The 15,209-nt window shown below is 63.3% G+C and carries 9 protein-coding genes and 1 rRNA gene; all 10 read left to right on the top strand.

The genetic code is table 11. The features are described 5' to 3' along the window. Positions 1-167: 167 nt before the first annotated feature. The 10 genes from HXS65_RS07695 to HXS65_RS07650 all read left to right on the top strand — a co-directional run bounded on the left by HXS65_RS07695 (position 168) and on the right by HXS65_RS07650 (position 15,159). On the top strand, positions 168-1,040 hold the full coding sequence (locus tag HXS65_RS07695) for an alpha/beta fold hydrolase (protein WP_176493606.1): 873 nt from the start codon (positions 168-170) through the stop codon (positions 1,038-1,040). A 371-nt stretch (positions 1,041-1,411) separates the two neighbouring features. Next, positions 1,412-2,191 (top strand): GntR family transcriptional regulator, encoded by a 780-nt coding sequence (locus tag HXS65_RS07690; protein WP_084209281.1) that lies wholly within the window; start codon positions 1,412-1,414, stop codon positions 2,189-2,191. Between the two features lie 73 nt (positions 2,192-2,264). Then, positions 2,265-3,176, top strand: a complete 912-nt coding sequence (prpB, locus tag HXS65_RS07685; RefSeq protein ID WP_077379313.1) for a methylisocitrate lyase — start codon at positions 2,265-2,267, stop codon at positions 3,174-3,176. Positions 3,177-3,358: 182 nt separating this feature from the next. Next, complete coding sequence (prpC, locus tag HXS65_RS07680; protein ID WP_077379315.1) at positions 3,359-4,516, top strand: 2-methylcitrate synthase; 1,158 nt, start codon at positions 3,359-3,361, stop codon at positions 4,514-4,516. Between the two features lie 67 nt (positions 4,517-4,583). After that, positions 4,584-7,286: a Fe/S-dependent 2-methylisocitrate dehydratase AcnD gene (gene acnD / locus HXS65_RS07675; RefSeq protein WP_176493738.1), complete on the top strand. Its 2,703-nt coding sequence runs from the start codon at positions 4,584-4,586 to the stop codon at positions 7,284-7,286. Continuing rightward, positions 7,283-8,551: a 2-methylaconitate cis-trans isomerase PrpF gene (gene prpF / locus HXS65_RS07670; protein ID WP_176493605.1), complete on the top strand. Its 1,269-nt coding sequence runs from the start codon at positions 7,283-7,285 to the stop codon at positions 8,549-8,551. Before acnD ends, prpF begins: the two co-directional genes overlap by 4 nt. Positions 8,552-8,754: 203 nt before the next feature. After that, a complete protein-coding gene (locus HXS65_RS07665) occupies positions 8,755-10,374 on the top strand; it encodes a bifunctional 2-methylcitrate dehydratase/aconitate hydratase (protein ID WP_176493604.1) in 1,620 nt (539 codons plus the stop codon). A 189-nt stretch (positions 10,375-10,563) separates the two neighbouring features. Beyond that, the gene (locus HXS65_RS07660; RefSeq protein WP_176493603.1) at positions 10,564-11,157 is read left to right on the top strand and encodes a LemA family protein; all 594 of its coding nucleotides are present in this window, start codon (positions 10,564-10,566) and stop codon (positions 11,155-11,157) included. 70 nt (positions 11,158-11,227) lie between these two features. After that, complete coding sequence (locus HXS65_RS07655) at positions 11,228-13,123, top strand: M48 family metallopeptidase (RefSeq protein WP_176493602.1); 1,896 nt, start codon at positions 11,228-11,230, stop codon at positions 13,121-13,123. 495 nt (positions 13,124-13,618) lie between these two features. Then, positions 13,619-15,159 (top strand): 16S ribosomal RNA (locus HXS65_RS07650). Positions 15,160-15,209 lie beyond the last annotated feature (50 nt).

Raw genomic sequence — 15,209 nt, 5'->3', positions numbered from 1 at the left:
TGAGGGGCTGTCCTTGTTGGCTTGCCGTTCTCCCGAGCGCTGATTAAGGTGCCTGCCTCTGAACGCCCTGCGCTGTCATCGACGACTGTCCCGACGCGTGTGCTGACGTTCGCCCAGTCCTCTTGCCCAGTCGCTTGCCCAGCCCTGGCACCCTACCGGAGCCCTGCATGCATCCCGAGTTCGAACATGGCCAACATCTGCTGTCACGTCCTGACCAGAACATCTTCTGGCAGCGTCTGACGCGTCGTGAATCAAATGGTGGGCGTCGCTTGCTGATGCTGCACGGCGCCGGAGTGGCAGGCACGCTGACCTGGGCACCGCTGGTCGGGCATCTCACGGCCCATGACGAGCTGATCATTCCTGACCTGCGCGGCATGGGGCAGACGGTGGCACCCGATGGCGGTGAACCTCCCTTCACCCTCGAGCAGGTGGTCGAGGATGTGATGGCCTTGATCGAGACGCAGCGCATCACGCATTTCGACCTGATCGGCTACAGCTTTGGCGGGCTGGTCGCCATGCGTCTCGTCCAGCGTCTGCGCGCCGAGCGCCCGGAGGTGAAGGTCGGCGACATCAGCCTGCTGGAACCGGCACTGCTGGAGCGCGAATGCCACGCCACCATGATCCAGGTGCGCGATGGCTACGCCGAGGCGGCGCATGCGATGCGCGAGGCGGCAAGCCCCGAGGCGGGGATCACCGCGTTCCTCGACCTCATTTCCCCGCATCGCACGCGCAACCCGCGTGCCGAGCGCATGATGGTGGCGCGCCTGGCGCATCGTCATCTGGGCTTCGCCAATGCCCTGGACTGTGTCACGCATGCCGTGCGCGAGATTGACCGCGAGGCTCTGCTGGCTGACGTGCTGGCGGCAGGCGGCGAGGTACGCAGCATGGTCGGTGGCAAGAGCCCCACGACCCTGCGTGACTATCATGCGCTGCTGGCCGAACGTCATCCGGGCTGGCAATCGCTGGAAATCCCCGGCACCGATCATTCGCTGCCCTTCCAGAAACCCCGCCGTATCGGCGCGGAGCTCAGCTTCGGCTAAATCTGAAGGATTGTCGACAAGCCTGCCGATGAAAGGGCGAGTCCCCGAGAGTCGAACGCCCCGTCAGCTTGCGCTGGCGGGGCGTTTTTCGTGCCGTTCATCGTGCCTTGCCGTGCCGCCAGACGGTGCTGGCGGGTTGGCTTGCATGACGAGGTTCAGGGCAGTTCAGCCTTGTTCTGACAGCAGTTTTTCCAGCAGGGTAGCCGTGTCTAACGCCAAAGGTGTAGAAGATTTGGCGGATTGCATCTTGACCCACACAGGCGCGCTGGCTAGTCTGGCATTCAGTGAATGATTGTCGACAATGGTGCTGAAAGTCCCTCATCGCCATTGTCCTGTCTCAGCCCCTTGTCCAGCCGGATTGCCTGACCGCCATGACCACCGATGCCTTTCACAATGCCACCACCGCTCGAAGCCTCGCGCGCGGCGCCACTGCCGAGCAGGCAGGCCACACCGCCTCCGCGACGGCAGCGACCCCCGAGGTGCGCACCCTGGCCGAGCGCGTCTTCCACCAGCTGCAGGACGCCATCGTGCGCGGTGAGCTGGCACCGGGCAGCAAGATCACCGAGCCGGGGCTGGCGCAGGCCTACGGGATCTCGCGCGGACCGCTGCGCGAGGCCATGCGCCGCCTCGAGGTCCATCGTCTGATCGAGCGCGTGCCCCACGTCGGCGCGCGGGTGGTCAAGCTCTCGATGACCGAGCTGCTGGAGCTGTTCGATGTGCGTGAGGCACTGGAAAGCATGGCCGCCCGTCTGGCCGCACGCCACATGACACAGGAAGAGGTCGCGCGGCTGCGCAGCGTGCTCAAGACCCACGAACAGCAGTCGGACCTCAAGACCGGTACCGCCTACTTCCAGAAGGAAGGCGACCTCGATTTCCACTATCAGATCGTGCTCGGCAGCCACAACCACATGCTGATGACGATTCTCTGTGATGACCTCTATTACCTTGTGCGCATGTATCGCACCCAGTTCAGCGCCAGTGGATCACGCCCGCAGAAGGCCTTCGTCGAGCATCATCGCATCGTCGATGCCATCGAGTCCGGCGATGAGGAACTGGCGGAGTTGCTGATGCGCCGCCATGTCAGCGCCTCGCGGGAGAACGTCGCCCGCCGCTATGCCGCCACGCTCAAGCAGGAGCAGGGCGAAGAGTGAGCTGACGCACCGCTCACGACTTGAACCGACCGAACAATTCCAACCCCGTCATGGGCCCAGCCCGGGAGATGTCATGTCACGCCATCTGAGTTCCACCGCCCTGCCAAGCCCCGGTGCCCGCTTCCGCGCGGCGCTGGAGGCCAATCGTCCGCTGCCCATCGTCGGCACCATCAATGCCTACACCGCCATTATGGCCGAGCGCGTCGGGCATCAGGCGATCTACCTGTCCGGTGGCGGCGTGGCCAACGCCTCCTACGGTCTGCCGGATCTGGGCATGACCAGCATGAATGACGTGCTGGAAGATGCGCGTCGCATTACCGCCGCCAGTGAACTGCCGCTGCTGGTGGACATCGATACCGGCTGGGGTGGCGCCTTCAACATCGCGCGCACCATTCAGGAGATGGAGCGTGCCGGCGTGGCGGCCGTGCACCTGGAGGACCAGGTCGCCCAGAAGCGTTGTGGACACCGCCCCAACAAGGCGATCGTCTCCAGCCAGGAGATGGTCGATCGCATCAAGGCCGCTGCCGATGCGCGTCGTGATGACAGCTTCTATCTGATCGCGCGCACCGATGCCTTCCAGAAGGAAGGGCTCGAAGCCGCCGTCGCACGTGCCAACGCCTGTGTCGAAGCCGGTGCCGACGCCATCTTCGCCGAGGCGGTGCATACCCTCGAGGACTACCGTGCCTTCTGTGAGGGCGTCGACGCGCCGATCCTGGCCAACATCACCGAATTCGGCGCCACGCCGCTGTTCAACCAGCGCGAGCTGGGCGATGTCGGCTGCCGGATGGTGCTCTATCCGCTGTCTGCCTTCCGCGCCATGAACGCCGCCGCCCTCAAGGTCTACCAGAACATCCACGACAAGGGTGATCAGAAGGATGTCGTCGACGACATGCAGACCCGCATGGAGCTCTACGACTTCCTCGATTACCACACCTTCGAGCAGAAGCTGGACACCCTGTTCGAGGCCGAAAGCCGCAAGGATTGATGCCAGACGCTCGAGACGGACGCCATGTCTTGCTTCTGGAGGTCATCGGCTTCACGGGCCGGCACTTCCGGCCCGACCGTTTCTCCCTCGCTGGCAGACGCCTGGCCGGCGAGGGGCTTGACGCTTTATGCCCTACAAGAAAAAGAACAACTCAATGACGTCACTGCCAAGGAGATCGCGCCATGTCAGATACCATCGCCAACCCGACCACCGCTACTTCGAGCACCAGCGCCCCCAGTGGTCTTCGCGGCCAGAGTGCCGGTGAGACGGCGCTGTGCACCGTCGGCAAGTCCGGTTCCGGTCTGCGCTATCGCGGTTACGACCTGGAAGACCTCGCCAGTCACGCAGCCTTCGAGGAAGTTGCCTATCTGCTTCTCAAGGGCAAGTTGCCCAATCAGGCGGAGCTGGATGCCTACATTGCGCGCCTCAAGGGGTTGCGGGGTCTGCCGGACGCCTTGAAGGCGGTGCTTGAGCAGATTCCGGCCAGCGCTCACCCGATGGACGTGATGCGTACCGGGTGTTCGATGCTCGGCAATCTGGAGACGGAAGAGAGCTTCGAGGAGCAGTCCGATCAGGCCGACCGCATGCTGGCCGTGTTCCCGTCGATCATCAATTACTGGTATCGCTTCAGTCATGATGGCGTGCGCATCGACACCGAGACCGATGATGACTCCATCGGCGCGCACTTCCTGCACCTATTGCATGGCGAAGCCCCCAGCGAGTTGCATGCTGCGGTGATGAATACCTCGCTGATCCTCTATGCCGAGCACGAATTCAATGCCTCGACCTTCACCGCACGTGTCTGCGCCTCGACGCTGTCTGACCTGCACTCCTGCGTGACGGCAGCCATCGGCTCGCTGCGCGGACCGCTGCATGGCGGTGCCAACGAGGCGGCGATGGCGATGATCGAGCACTGGCGCTCACCGGAGGAGGCCGAGCGCGAGATTCTCGGCATGCTGGAACGCCGCGAGAAGATCATGGGCTTCGGCCACGCCATCTACCGTGAGCGTGACCCGCGCAATGCCATCATCAAGGAGTGGTCTCGCAAGCTGGCGGACGATGTGGGCGATACGCAGCTCTACGCCGTCTCCGAGCGCGTCGAAGCCGTGATGTGGCGCGAGAAGAAGCTGTTCTGCAACGCCGACTTCTTCCACGCCAGCGCCTATCACTTCATGGGCATTCCCACCAAGCTGTTCACGCCGATCTTCGTCTGTTCACGCCTGACCGGCTGGGCGGCACATGTCTTCGAGCAACGCGCCAACAATCGCATCATCCGCCCGAGCGCCGATTACACTGGCCCGGAGCACTGCGACTGGCTGCCCATCGAGCAGCGCGACTGACCCTTTCCTCGGCCAGTCAGCGTGCTGGCCGATCGTTTTCCTGATCGCCTGATGAGTCCGGATGCCCATGAATACCGAGTATCGCAAACCCCTGCCTGGCACGGCGTCACCGGGTACCCCGGTCGACTACTTCGATGCGCGTGCCGCCGTGGAAGACATCGCCCCCGGCGCCTACGCCGGTCTGCCCTATACCTCACGCGTACTGGCCGAGAACCTGGTGCGCCGCTGCCCGCCGGATCAGCTGCGTGACAGCCTCGTGCAATTGATCGAGCGTCGGCGTGATCTCGATTTCCCGTGGTACCCCGCGCGCGTCGTGTGTCATGACATCCTCGGTCAGACCGCGCTGGTGGATCTGGCCGGCCTGCGTGATGCCATCGCCGAGCGCGGCGGAGACCCGGCCAAGGTCAATCCGGTGGTGCCGACCCAGTTGATCGTCGACCACTCGCTGGCGGTGGAGCACGCCGGCTTCGACAAGGACGCCTTCGCCAAGAACCGCGCCATCGAGGAGCGTCGCAACGAGGACCGCTTCCACTTCATCGACTGGACCCGTCAGGCCTTCGAGAATATCGACGTGATCCCGCCGGGCAACGGCATCATGCACCAGATCAATCTGGAGCGGATGTCGCCGGTGATCGAGTCGCGCGCCGATGAAAAGGGCCATCAGGTCGCCTTCCCGGATACCCTGGTGGGCACCGACAGCCACACGCCACATGTCGATGCGCTGGGCGTGATCGCCGTCGGCGTCGGTGGGCTGGAGGCCGAGAGCGTGATGCTGGGGCGTGCCTCCTACATGCGCCTGCCCGACATCATCGGCGTGCGCCTCACCGGGCGCCCGCAGCCGGGCATCACCGCCACCGATATCGTGCTGGCGTTGACCGAATTCCTGCGCGCCGAGAAGGTCGTCTCCTCCTATCTGGAATTCTTCGGCGAAGGCGCGGCCAGCCTGACGCTGGGTGATCGCGCCACCATCTCCAACATGACGCCGGAGTACGGCGCCACGGCGGCGATGTTCTACATCGACCATCAGACGCTGGATTACCTGACCCTGACCGGCCGCGAGCCGGAGAACATCGCGCTGGTCGAGCGTTACGCACGCGAGACTGGCCTGTGGGCAGATGAGAGCGGCCATATCGAGGGCGCGGTGGAATATGAGCGCGAGCTGACCTTCGATCTGTCCTCGGTGGTGCGCACCCTGGCGGGGCCCTCCAATCCGCACAGTCGCGTGCCGACCAGCGAGCTGGCCGCGCGCGGCATCTCCGGCGTGGTCGAGCATGAGCAGGACGAGGACGGGCGTGACCTGATGCCGGATGGCGCGGTGATCATCGCCGCCATCACCAGCTGCACCAACACTTCGAATCCGCGCAACGTCATCGCCGCAGGGTTGCTGGCTCGGCGCGCCAATGCGCTGGGACTGACGCGCAAGCCGTGGGTCAAGACCTCGCTGGCGCCGGGCTCCAAGGCGGTGCAGCTGTATCTGGAAGAAGCGGAACTGCTGCCGGAACTCGAGCAGCTCGGCTTCGGCATCGTCGGCTTCGCCTGCACCACCTGCAACGGCATGAGCGGTGCCCTGGACCCGGCGATCCAGCAGGAAATCATCGAGCGCGATCTCTATTCCACCGCGGTGCTGTCCGGCAATCGCAACTTCGATGGCCGTATCCACCCCTACGCCAAGCAGGCCTTCCTGGCCTCGCCGCCGCTGGTGGTCGCCTACGCCATCGCCGGCACCATCCGCTTCGATATCGAGAAGGACGTGCTGGGGCATGCGCCGGACGGCTCGCCGATCATGCTCAAGGACCTGTGGCCGAGCGACGAGGAGATCGACGCCATCGTCGGCTCCAGCGTCAAGCCGGACCACTTCCGTCAGGTCTATATCCCGATGTTCGAGGCCAGAGACGACCGCGATGCCTCCACCAGTCCCCTGTATGACTGGCGCGAGATGAGCACCTACATCCGTCGTCCGCCGTACTGGGAAGGCGGCCTGGCCAGCGCGCCGACGCTCACCGGCATGCGGGCACTGGCGGTGCTGGGGGACAACATCACCACCGATCACCTGTCGCCCTCCAATGCCATCATGGCCAGCAGTGCGGCGGGCGAGTATCTGGCCGCGATGGGCCTGCCGGAGGAGGACTTCAATTCCTACGCCACCCACCGTGGGGACCACCTCACTGCACAGCGGGCCACTTTCGCCAATCCCAAGCTGATCAATGAGATGGCGGTGGTGGAAGGGGCGGACGGCAAGCGCGAGGTCAAGCAGGGCTCGCTCACGCGTCTGGAGCCGGAAGGCAAGGTAGTGCGCATGTGGGAGGCCATCGAGACCTACATGCAGCGCAAGCAGCCCTTGATCATCATCGCGGGTGCGGATTACGGCCAGGGCTCGTCGCGTGACTGGGCGGCCAAGGGCGTGCGGCTGGCGGGGGTCGAGGCCATCGTCGCGGAAGGCTTCGAGCGTATCCACCGCACCAATCTGGTCGGCATGGGCGTGATGCCGTTGCAGTTCGCCGCCGGTACCACACGCAAGACGCTGGCGCTGGATGGCAGCGAGATCTACGCCGTCGAGGGCGAACCGGCCCCGGGGGCAGCGCTCACGCTGGTGATCGAGCGCACCGCCGGCGACAAGGCAGGCCAGGTCGAACGCGTGCCGGTCACCTGTCGCCTCGATACCCGTGAGGAGGTCTCCATCTACTCCGCGGGCGGTGTGCTGCAGCGCTTCGCTGAAGACTTCCTCAGCTCACAGGCACCGGGCGAGACGGCGGCGGAGGTATCGGCATGAGCCAGCAGGCACAGCTCAGGATTCCCGCCACCTATCTGCGTGGCGGCACCAGCAAGGGCGTGTTCTTCCTGCGCGATGAACTGCCGGAAGCGGCGCAGGTGCCGGGTCCGATGCGTGACGCCCTGTTGCTGCGCGTGATCGGCAGCCCCGACCCCTACGCCAAGCAGATCGACGGCATGGGGGGCGCGACCTCCAGCACCAGCAAGACGGTGATCATCAGTCGCAGCGAACAGCCGGATCACGACGTCGACTACCTGTTCGGCCAGGTCTCCATCGACTCGCCCTTCGTCGACTGGAGCGGCAACTGCGGCAACCTCTCGGCGGCGGTCGGGCCCTTCGCCATCGAGAAGGGCCTGGTGCCGGCCGAGCGCCTGCCGCGTGACGGCATCGCCGAGGTGCGCATCTGGCAGGCCAACATCGCCAAGACCATCATCGCGCGGGTGCCGATGTGCGAAGGGCGCGTCCAGGAAACCGGCGACTTCGCCCTGGATGGCGTGACCTTCCCGGCCGCCGAAGTGGCGGTCGCCTTCCGCGATCCCGCCGCGGGTGAGGGCAGCATGTTCCCCACCGGCAATGTGGTCGATGCGCTGGAGGTGCCGGAATCGGTGGCCGCTGGCGGGCAGATCCAGGCGACCCTGATCAACGCCGGCATCCCGACCATCTTCGTCAATGCACGCGACCTCGGCTATCAGGGCACCGAGCTGCAGGAGGCGATCAACTCGGACGCCGAGGCGCTTGCGCGCCTCGAGACATTGCGCGCCCACGGCGCACTGCGCATGGGACTGATCAATGATCTCGCTGAGGCGGCCACGCGGCAACACACCCCCAAGGTCGCCTTCGTGGCGCCGCCGGTGGATCACGTCGTCTCCAGCGGCCGGGAGATCAAGGCAGGCGAGATCGATGTGCTGATTCGCGCCGTGTCGATGGGCAAGCTGCACCACGCCATGATGGGCACCGCGGCTGTCGCCATTGCCGCGGCTGCTGCGGTACCCGGCACGCTGGTCAATCTTGCCGCCGCTGGCGGAGCCGAGGCTGAGTCTGGGGCCGGGCAGACTGGCGCGGCGCGTGACTCGGTGTGCTTCGGACACCCCTCCGGCACGCTCAGGGTCGGCGCGAGTGCCCATCGGCAGACAGAGGCAGGCCAGGTCAGTGATGGCCAGCAAGGCGAGGGCGAGTGGACCGTCAGTGAAGCCGTGATGAGTCGCAGCGCGCGTATCCTGATGGAAGGCTGGGTGCGGGTGCCGGCGGAGACCTTGATGCGCTAGCGCCGGCATTGGCAGGCGATGGTCTACTGTCAATATATCCCTCTTGATATCCCTCCTGCGGCATCTCGATGAAAGCCGGCCTGGCATGCATGTGCAGAGGGCCGGCTTTCGCGTCTCTGTGGTATGTGTGCAGGTAGTGGGGTAAGTACAGGTGTGACGGGAGTCGCATGCGGGCAAAGACGATCCACGACAGGAGGTCATGTATGAGCACGCCATCCTCTGAACAGACGGATGAAAGCCGTCTCAGCGCCACTCAAGCCAGTACAAGTCAGGCCAGCGCCAATCAGCGCCCGGACTATGACCCGGAGCTTCAGCAGATCGCCGACTATGTGCTGGGGTATTGCAACGATCCCCCTGTCGCGAATACGGATGCGGATGTGGATTCGAATGTGGACGGTCTGGCCGGCAAGCACGAGCGCTCAGGTCCCTCGGCAGAGGCGATGGACACCGCTCGTCTGTGTCTGATGGATACTCTCGGCTGCGGCATCCTGGCGCTGCGCTTCCCGGAATGCACCAAGCATCTCGGGCCGCTGGTGGCCGAGACGCTGGTGCCGCATGGCGCGCGCGTGCCCGGCACCTCCTTCAGTCTCGATCCCGTCAAGGCGGCATGGGACATCGGCTGCACCATCCGCTGGCTGGATTACAACGACACCTGGCTGGCGGCGGAGTGGGGGCATCCCTCGGACAATCTCGGCGGCATTCTGGCGGTGGCGGACCATCTCTCGCGCCAGCGTGTTGCGCTGGGCAAGCCGCCCCTGGTGATGCGCGATGTGCTGGAGAGCATGGTGATGGCGCACGAGATCCAGGGTGTGCTGGCGCTGGACAACAGCTTCAACCGCGTCGGTCTCGACCATGTCATGCTGGTCAAGGTGGCGACCACCGCGGTGACGGCGCGCTTGATGGGGGCGAATCGTGAGCAGTTGCTGTCGGCGCTGTCGCACGCCTTCGTCGATGGCCAGAGCCTGCGCACCTATCGGCATGCGCCCAACGCGGGCTCGCGCAAGAGCTGGGCGGCGGGAGACGCCACCTCACGCGGCGTGCGGCTGGCGGACATCGCCCTGCGTGGCGAGATGGGCGTCCCCGGCGCCCTCAGCGCGCCGCAGTGGGGCTTCAATGATGTCTCCTTCAGTCACGGCAACCGCGATCTCGCCCTCAAGCCTGAAGGCGAGCGACGTCTGACGCTGGCGCGCCCTCTGGGCAGCCATGTGATGGAGAACGTGCTCTTCAAGGTCTCCTTCCCGGCCGAATTCCATGCCCAGACCGCCGCAGAGGCCGCCATCCAGCTCCATCCTGAGGTGCGCGGCCGGCTCGAGGAGATCGAGCGCATCGAGATCACCACCCACGAATCGGCGATCCGCATCATCTCCAAGCAGGGCGCGCTCGCCAATGCGGCGGACCGCGATCACTGCCTGCAATACATGGTCGCGGTGCCGCTGATCTTCGGGGAGTTGAACGCGGATCACTATGAAGATGGCTTCCATGCCGCTCACCCGGAGATCGACCGGCTGCGTGACAGGATGGTCGTCAAGGAAGAGGCGCGCTTCACCCGCGAGTATCTGGAAGCCGACAAGCGCTCGATCGCCAATGCCCTGCGGGTGGTCTTTTGCGATGGCAGTGCCACCGAGCAGGTAACGGTGGAATACCCGCTGGGACATCGCCGGCGGCGTGAAGCGTCGCTCGTTCCGCTCGAGGACAAGTGTCGGGCCAATCTGGCCACCTGCTTCCCGCCCTCGCGGTGCGAGACCTTGATGGCGTTGCTGGGCGATCGCGAGCGACTCGACGCACTGCCCGTGCACGAGTTCATGGCGCATTGGGTGCCGTGAGGCTGCCAGCCGCATGATGTCCCGTTGGCAATCAGTCATCCAATTGACTGGTGCCGTCATCCGGTATGGGTAAACTGGAAGCGGATTGCACAGGACGATCGACTGGGGCGCTTGCAAAGACTCGCCGAAGAGCGGGGCAACGCCTGCCGAGTCTTCATTGCAGAGGCTTCATTACAAGGGGACGCATTCATGAAAACATTTCTGCTGCTGGGCGGAATCGCGCTGATCGTCATCTACGTGATCTCGATCTACAACAAGCTGGTCAGTCTGAAGGCGCGCTTCGAGAATGCCTTCGCGCAGATAGAGGTACAGCTCAAACGGCGCTACGACCTGATTCCCAATCTGGTCGAGACGGCCAAGGGCTATCTGAGCCATGAGCGTGGCACCCTGGAAGAAGTGATCAATGCCCGCAACAAGGCAATGGCCGCCTTGAATGTCGCAGCGGCGCACCCCGGCAGCATGGACAAGCTGGCCAGTCTGGCCGGCGCCGAGCAGGGGCTGGCGGCGAGTCTGGGCAAGCTGGATGTGGTGGTCGAGGCCTATCCGGAGCTCAAGGCCGACCAGACCATGAGCGACCTGATGGAAGAGCTGACCGCCACCGAGAACCGCGTCGCCTTCGCGCGTCAGGCCTACAACGATGCCGTCACCGACTACAACGTCTATCGCCAGAGCTTCCCGCAGGTGATGTTCGCACCGACCTTCGGTCATCGCAGTGATGCAGGCCTGTTGGCCTTCGATGACAGCGTGAAGATTCGTCAGGCCCCCGATGTCAGCTTCTCATGAGCCGACCGACGGATGCTTCTCTCGCAGCGGTCTTGAGCTGTGATCCTGACAGGATAGATGGCGAGCGCGAATGAATTTCTATCACGAGCAGGACAGTGCGCGTCGTCGAACGCGGCTATTGCTGCTGGCCTTCACGGCCATGTCGCTGGTGGTGTCTCTTGCCGCCGGCGCCGTGGTGCATGTCGCGATCAGCAGTTTCCTGGGGCGCCCGGCCACCACGACGTTTGAATATGTCTGGCCGGTGGCGAGCATCATCTTCCTGTGCAATGCACTGGTCGCGGCGCGTGAGCTGCGGCGTCTGCAGCAGGGCGGTGCGATGGTGGCCGCACGCCTGGGTGGCAAGCTGGTGGATGTCGAGACGCAGGACTCGAGCGAGCGACGGGCACTGAATGTGGTGGAAGAGATGGCGATTGCCGCCAACCTGCCCACGCCGCAGCTGTTCCTGCTTCCGCATGAGGCGATGATCAATGCCTTCGCGGCGGGCTATCGGCCACAGGATGCGGTGATCGCGCTGAGTCGCGGGGCGTTGGAGCAGCTGGATCGCAACGAGCTGCAGGGCGTGGTCGCTCACGAGTTCGCCCATATCGCCAATGGCGATATCCGCCTCAACCTGCGCCTGGCGAGTGCAGTCCACGGCCTGGTGTTTCTCTCCGAGGCGGGGCGCTTCCTGATGGGGGCAGGGCGCATCGGCTTCGTGTTGGGCAGAGCGCGCTCCTCCGGTTCCGACAGGAAAGGCGGCATGCCACAGCTGATGCTGGTGGGTGTGGCGCTGTGGTTGCTCGGCAGTCTCGGCGGGCTGGGAGGGCGACTATTGCAGCGCGGGGTCGCTCGCTCACGCGAATATCTCGCCGATGCCAGTGCGGTGCGCCTGACCCGCTTCCCGGATGGCATCGCCTCGGCCCTCAAGCGTATCGGTGGCATGGGTTGGCAGGGGCGTATCCAGCATCCGCGCGCCATGACCTACAACCATCTCTTCTTCGTCGAAGCGCGCCCGCCATGGCTGACAGGCTGGTTCGACTCGCATCCTCCGCTGGATGAACGCATCAAGCGCTTGGAACCTCGCTGGGACCGGCAGTATCTGAGTGCGCGCCAGCAGCCGGTGCATACCTTCGAGCAGCAGGACCCCATCGGGGCAGACGTGCTTGGCGGGGTCATGGCGGGTATCGCCGGCGCGGCGGTCATGGGGGAGCTCTCGCGCTCACGAGGAGAACTCGAGAGCCTGACGCTGTCGAGGTTTCTCTGTCCGCAGCTGGTGGTGGCGATGATCGCCCCCTCGGAGCTGACCACACGCGGTGTCTGGCTCACCGAGCTTGAGCGTCAGCATGACTGGCTGGACGGCAAGCGGGCGCGTGAGGCACGGCGCAGGCTCGAGTCCTTGCCGCGGGTCGAGTGGATCCCCTTGCTCAACCGGTTGATACCGCGCTGGCGGGAAGCGGATGAGCGCGCGCATCGCATGCTCAAGGCGCAGACACCTCCGCAGGACATGTTCGTCTGGTGTCTATGGCAACTGCTGCTGGAATCACTGGACCCGCGGATCGATCGCAAGAGCGACTCACTGGCCCTGCAGCAATGCCAGCCGGCCTGTCAGCACTGGCTCGTGCTGATGGTTGGACTCATCGACGATGAAGCACTGCGCAAGGACATCTTCCTGGACGCCAGTGCGGAACTTGGTCTGGCGCTGGAGTATCCGCAGTCGCAGCCGGGTGGGGATAACCCTGCGCTGCGCTGCCGTCATCTCACGCATCTGGCGCACCTGCGTCCCATGGACAAGCAACGCTGGTTCGCGGCGCTTGCTCAGATAGTGCATGCCGATCAGACACTGGCCGATGAAGAGGTGGCCTTGCTGACACTCTTGGCGCGCGTCATGCAGCTGCCGGAAGCACGCCTGGAAGCCGCTCTCGAGACGCAGTCGCAGTCTCGTGGCGGATGGCGGGCGCAGCCGGTATCCCGGCCGGCGGAAGGATGACGCCTTGAGTGGCCACGTCCGTGACAGCGTGATGACAATCTCTTGAAAAAGCCCTTGTGCTCAGCCCGAATCGTGCGTAAAGTACGCATCCGCTGCCGGGGACGCATGGCGTTACCAGCGGTGAAAGAGGTTTGCAGGTGATTGTTTTGTTTGATGTTTTTGAAGTCCGCTTCCAAATCATCAATTGACAATCCCGGGCGATTCGCTAGAATACGCCGCACTCCTTACGGAACAGGTGATCGAGCAACGCTCCTCACCGCTGGATGATGCTTAGAGGCAGTCGACTGACTCATCATCAAGTGCTTGACTTCTCAAGCGTTCCGGATAGAATATGCCTCCTCGCTTAACAGCGACGCTCTTTAAAAATTTGATCAGGTAATTCGTGTGAGCGCTTGCCGATGAGTGGTGACAAGGTCACCAAATATCGGAGCAAGCCTCTCACGAGAAGTTTGACTCTGAACCAAGTTTGGTCTGCTTAACAGACTATCAAGCTTTCAACTGAAGAGTTTGATCATGGCTCAGATTGAACGCTGGCGGCAGGCTTAACACATGCAAGTCGAGCGGAAACGATTCTAGCTTGCTAGAAGGCGTCGAGCGGCGGACGGGTGAGTAATGCATGGGAATCTGCCCGATAGTGGGGGACAACCTGGGGAAACTCAGGCTAATACCGCATACGTCCTACGGGAGAAAGCAGGGGATCTTCGGACCTTGCGCTATCGGATGAGCCCATGTCGGATTAGCTTGTTGGTGAGGTAACGGCTCACCAAGGCGACGATCCGTAGCTGGTCTGAGAGGATGATCAGCCACACTGGGACTGAGACACGGCCCAGACTCCTACGGGAGGCAGCAGTGGGGAATATTGGACAATGGGCGAAAGCCTGATCCAGCCATGCCGCGTGTGTGAAGAAGGCCTTCGGGTTGTAAAGCACTTTCAGCGAGGAAGAACGCTTCGGGATTAATACTCCCGAGGAAAGACATCACTCGCAGAAGAAGCACCGGCTAACTCCGTGCCAGCAGCCGCGGTAATACGGAGGGTGCAAGCGTTAATCGGAATTACTGGGCGTAAAGCGCGCGTAGGTGGCTAAGTCAGCCAGGTGTGAAAGCCCCGGGCTCAACCTGGGAACGGCATCTGGAACTGCTTGGCTAGAGTGCAGGAGAGGAAGGTAGAATTCCCGGTGTAGCGGTGAAATGCGTAGAGATCGGGAGGAATACCAGTGGCGAAGGCGGCCTTCTGGACTGACACTGACACTGAGGTGCGAAAGCGTGGGTAGCAAACAGGATTAGATACCCTGGTAGTCCACGCCGTAAACGATGTCAACTAGCCGTTGGGTCCCTTGAGGACTTAGTGGCGCAGCTAACGCAATAAGTTGACCGCCTGGGGAGTACGGCCGCAAGGTTAAAACTCAAATGAATTGACGGGGGCCCGCACAAGCGGTGGAGCATGTGGTTTAATTCGATGCAACGCGAAGAACCTTACCTACCCTTGACATCCAGAGGACTTTCCAGAGATGGATTGGTGCCTTCGGGAACTCTGAGACAGGTGCTGCATGGCTGTCGTCAGCTCGTGTTGTGAAATGTTGGGTTAAGTCCCGTAACGAGCGCAACCCCTATCCTTATTTGCCAGCGAGTAATGTCGGGAACTCTAAGGAGACTGCCGGTGACAAACCGGAGGAAGGTGGGGACGACGTCAAGTCATCATGGCCCTTACGGGTAGGGCTACACACGTGCTACAATGGCAAGTACAAAGGGTTGCAATACGGCGACGTGGAGCCAATCCCATAAAGCTTGCCTCAGTCCGGATTGGAGTCTGCAACTCGACTCCATGAAGTCGGAATCGCTAGTAATCGTGGATCAGAATGCCACGGTGAATACGTTCCCGGGCCTTGTACACACCGCCCGTCACACCATGGGAGTGGACTGCACCAGAAGTGGTTAGCCTAACCTTCGGGAGGGCGATCACCACGGTGTGGTTCATGACTGGGGTGAAGTCGTAACAAGGTAGCCCTAGGGGAACCTGGGGCTGGATCACCTCCTTATCGACACTGTCTACTGCTCGCGGCAAGTGCTCACAACGAATTACCTGATC

Origin of the sequence: Cobetia sp. 5-25-4-2 (assembly GCF_013374075.1) — a bacterium.
In the GTDB taxonomy this organism is placed as follows: domain Bacteria; phylum Pseudomonadota; class Gammaproteobacteria; order Pseudomonadales; family Halomonadaceae; genus Cobetia; species Cobetia marina.
This window is presented reverse-complemented; position numbering and strand designations above follow the sequence as displayed.

Excerpts from the sequence above, each read along its gene's own strand:
- prpB (WP_077379313.1), top strand. The coding sequence starts at position 2,265 with ATGTCACGCCATCTGAGTTCCACCGCCCTGCCAAGCCCCGGTGCCCGC.
- prpC (WP_077379315.1), top strand. The coding sequence starts at position 3,359 with ATGTCAGATACCATCGCCAACCCGACCACCGCTACTTCGAGCACCAGC.
- acnD (WP_176493738.1), top strand. The coding sequence starts at position 4,584 with ATGAATACCGAGTATCGCAAACCCCTGCCTGGCACGGCGTCACCGGGT.
- HXS65_RS07660 (WP_176493603.1), top strand. The coding sequence starts at position 10,564 with ATGAAAACATTTCTGCTGCTGGGCGGAATCGCGCTGATCGTCATCTAC.
- prpF (WP_176493605.1), top strand. The coding sequence starts at position 7,283 with ATGAGCCAGCAGGCACAGCTCAGGATTCCCGCCACCTATCTGCGTGGC.
- HXS65_RS07690 (WP_084209281.1), top strand. The coding sequence starts at position 1,412 with ATGACCACCGATGCCTTTCACAATGCCACCACCGCTCGAAGCCTCGCG.
- HXS65_RS07695 (WP_176493606.1), top strand. The coding sequence starts at position 168 with ATGCATCCCGAGTTCGAACATGGCCAACATCTGCTGTCACGTCCTGAC.
- HXS65_RS07665 (WP_176493604.1), top strand. The coding sequence starts at position 8,755 with ATGAGCACGCCATCCTCTGAACAGACGGATGAAAGCCGTCTCAGCGCC.
- HXS65_RS07655 (WP_176493602.1), top strand. The coding sequence starts at position 11,228 with ATGAATTTCTATCACGAGCAGGACAGTGCGCGTCGTCGAACGCGGCTA.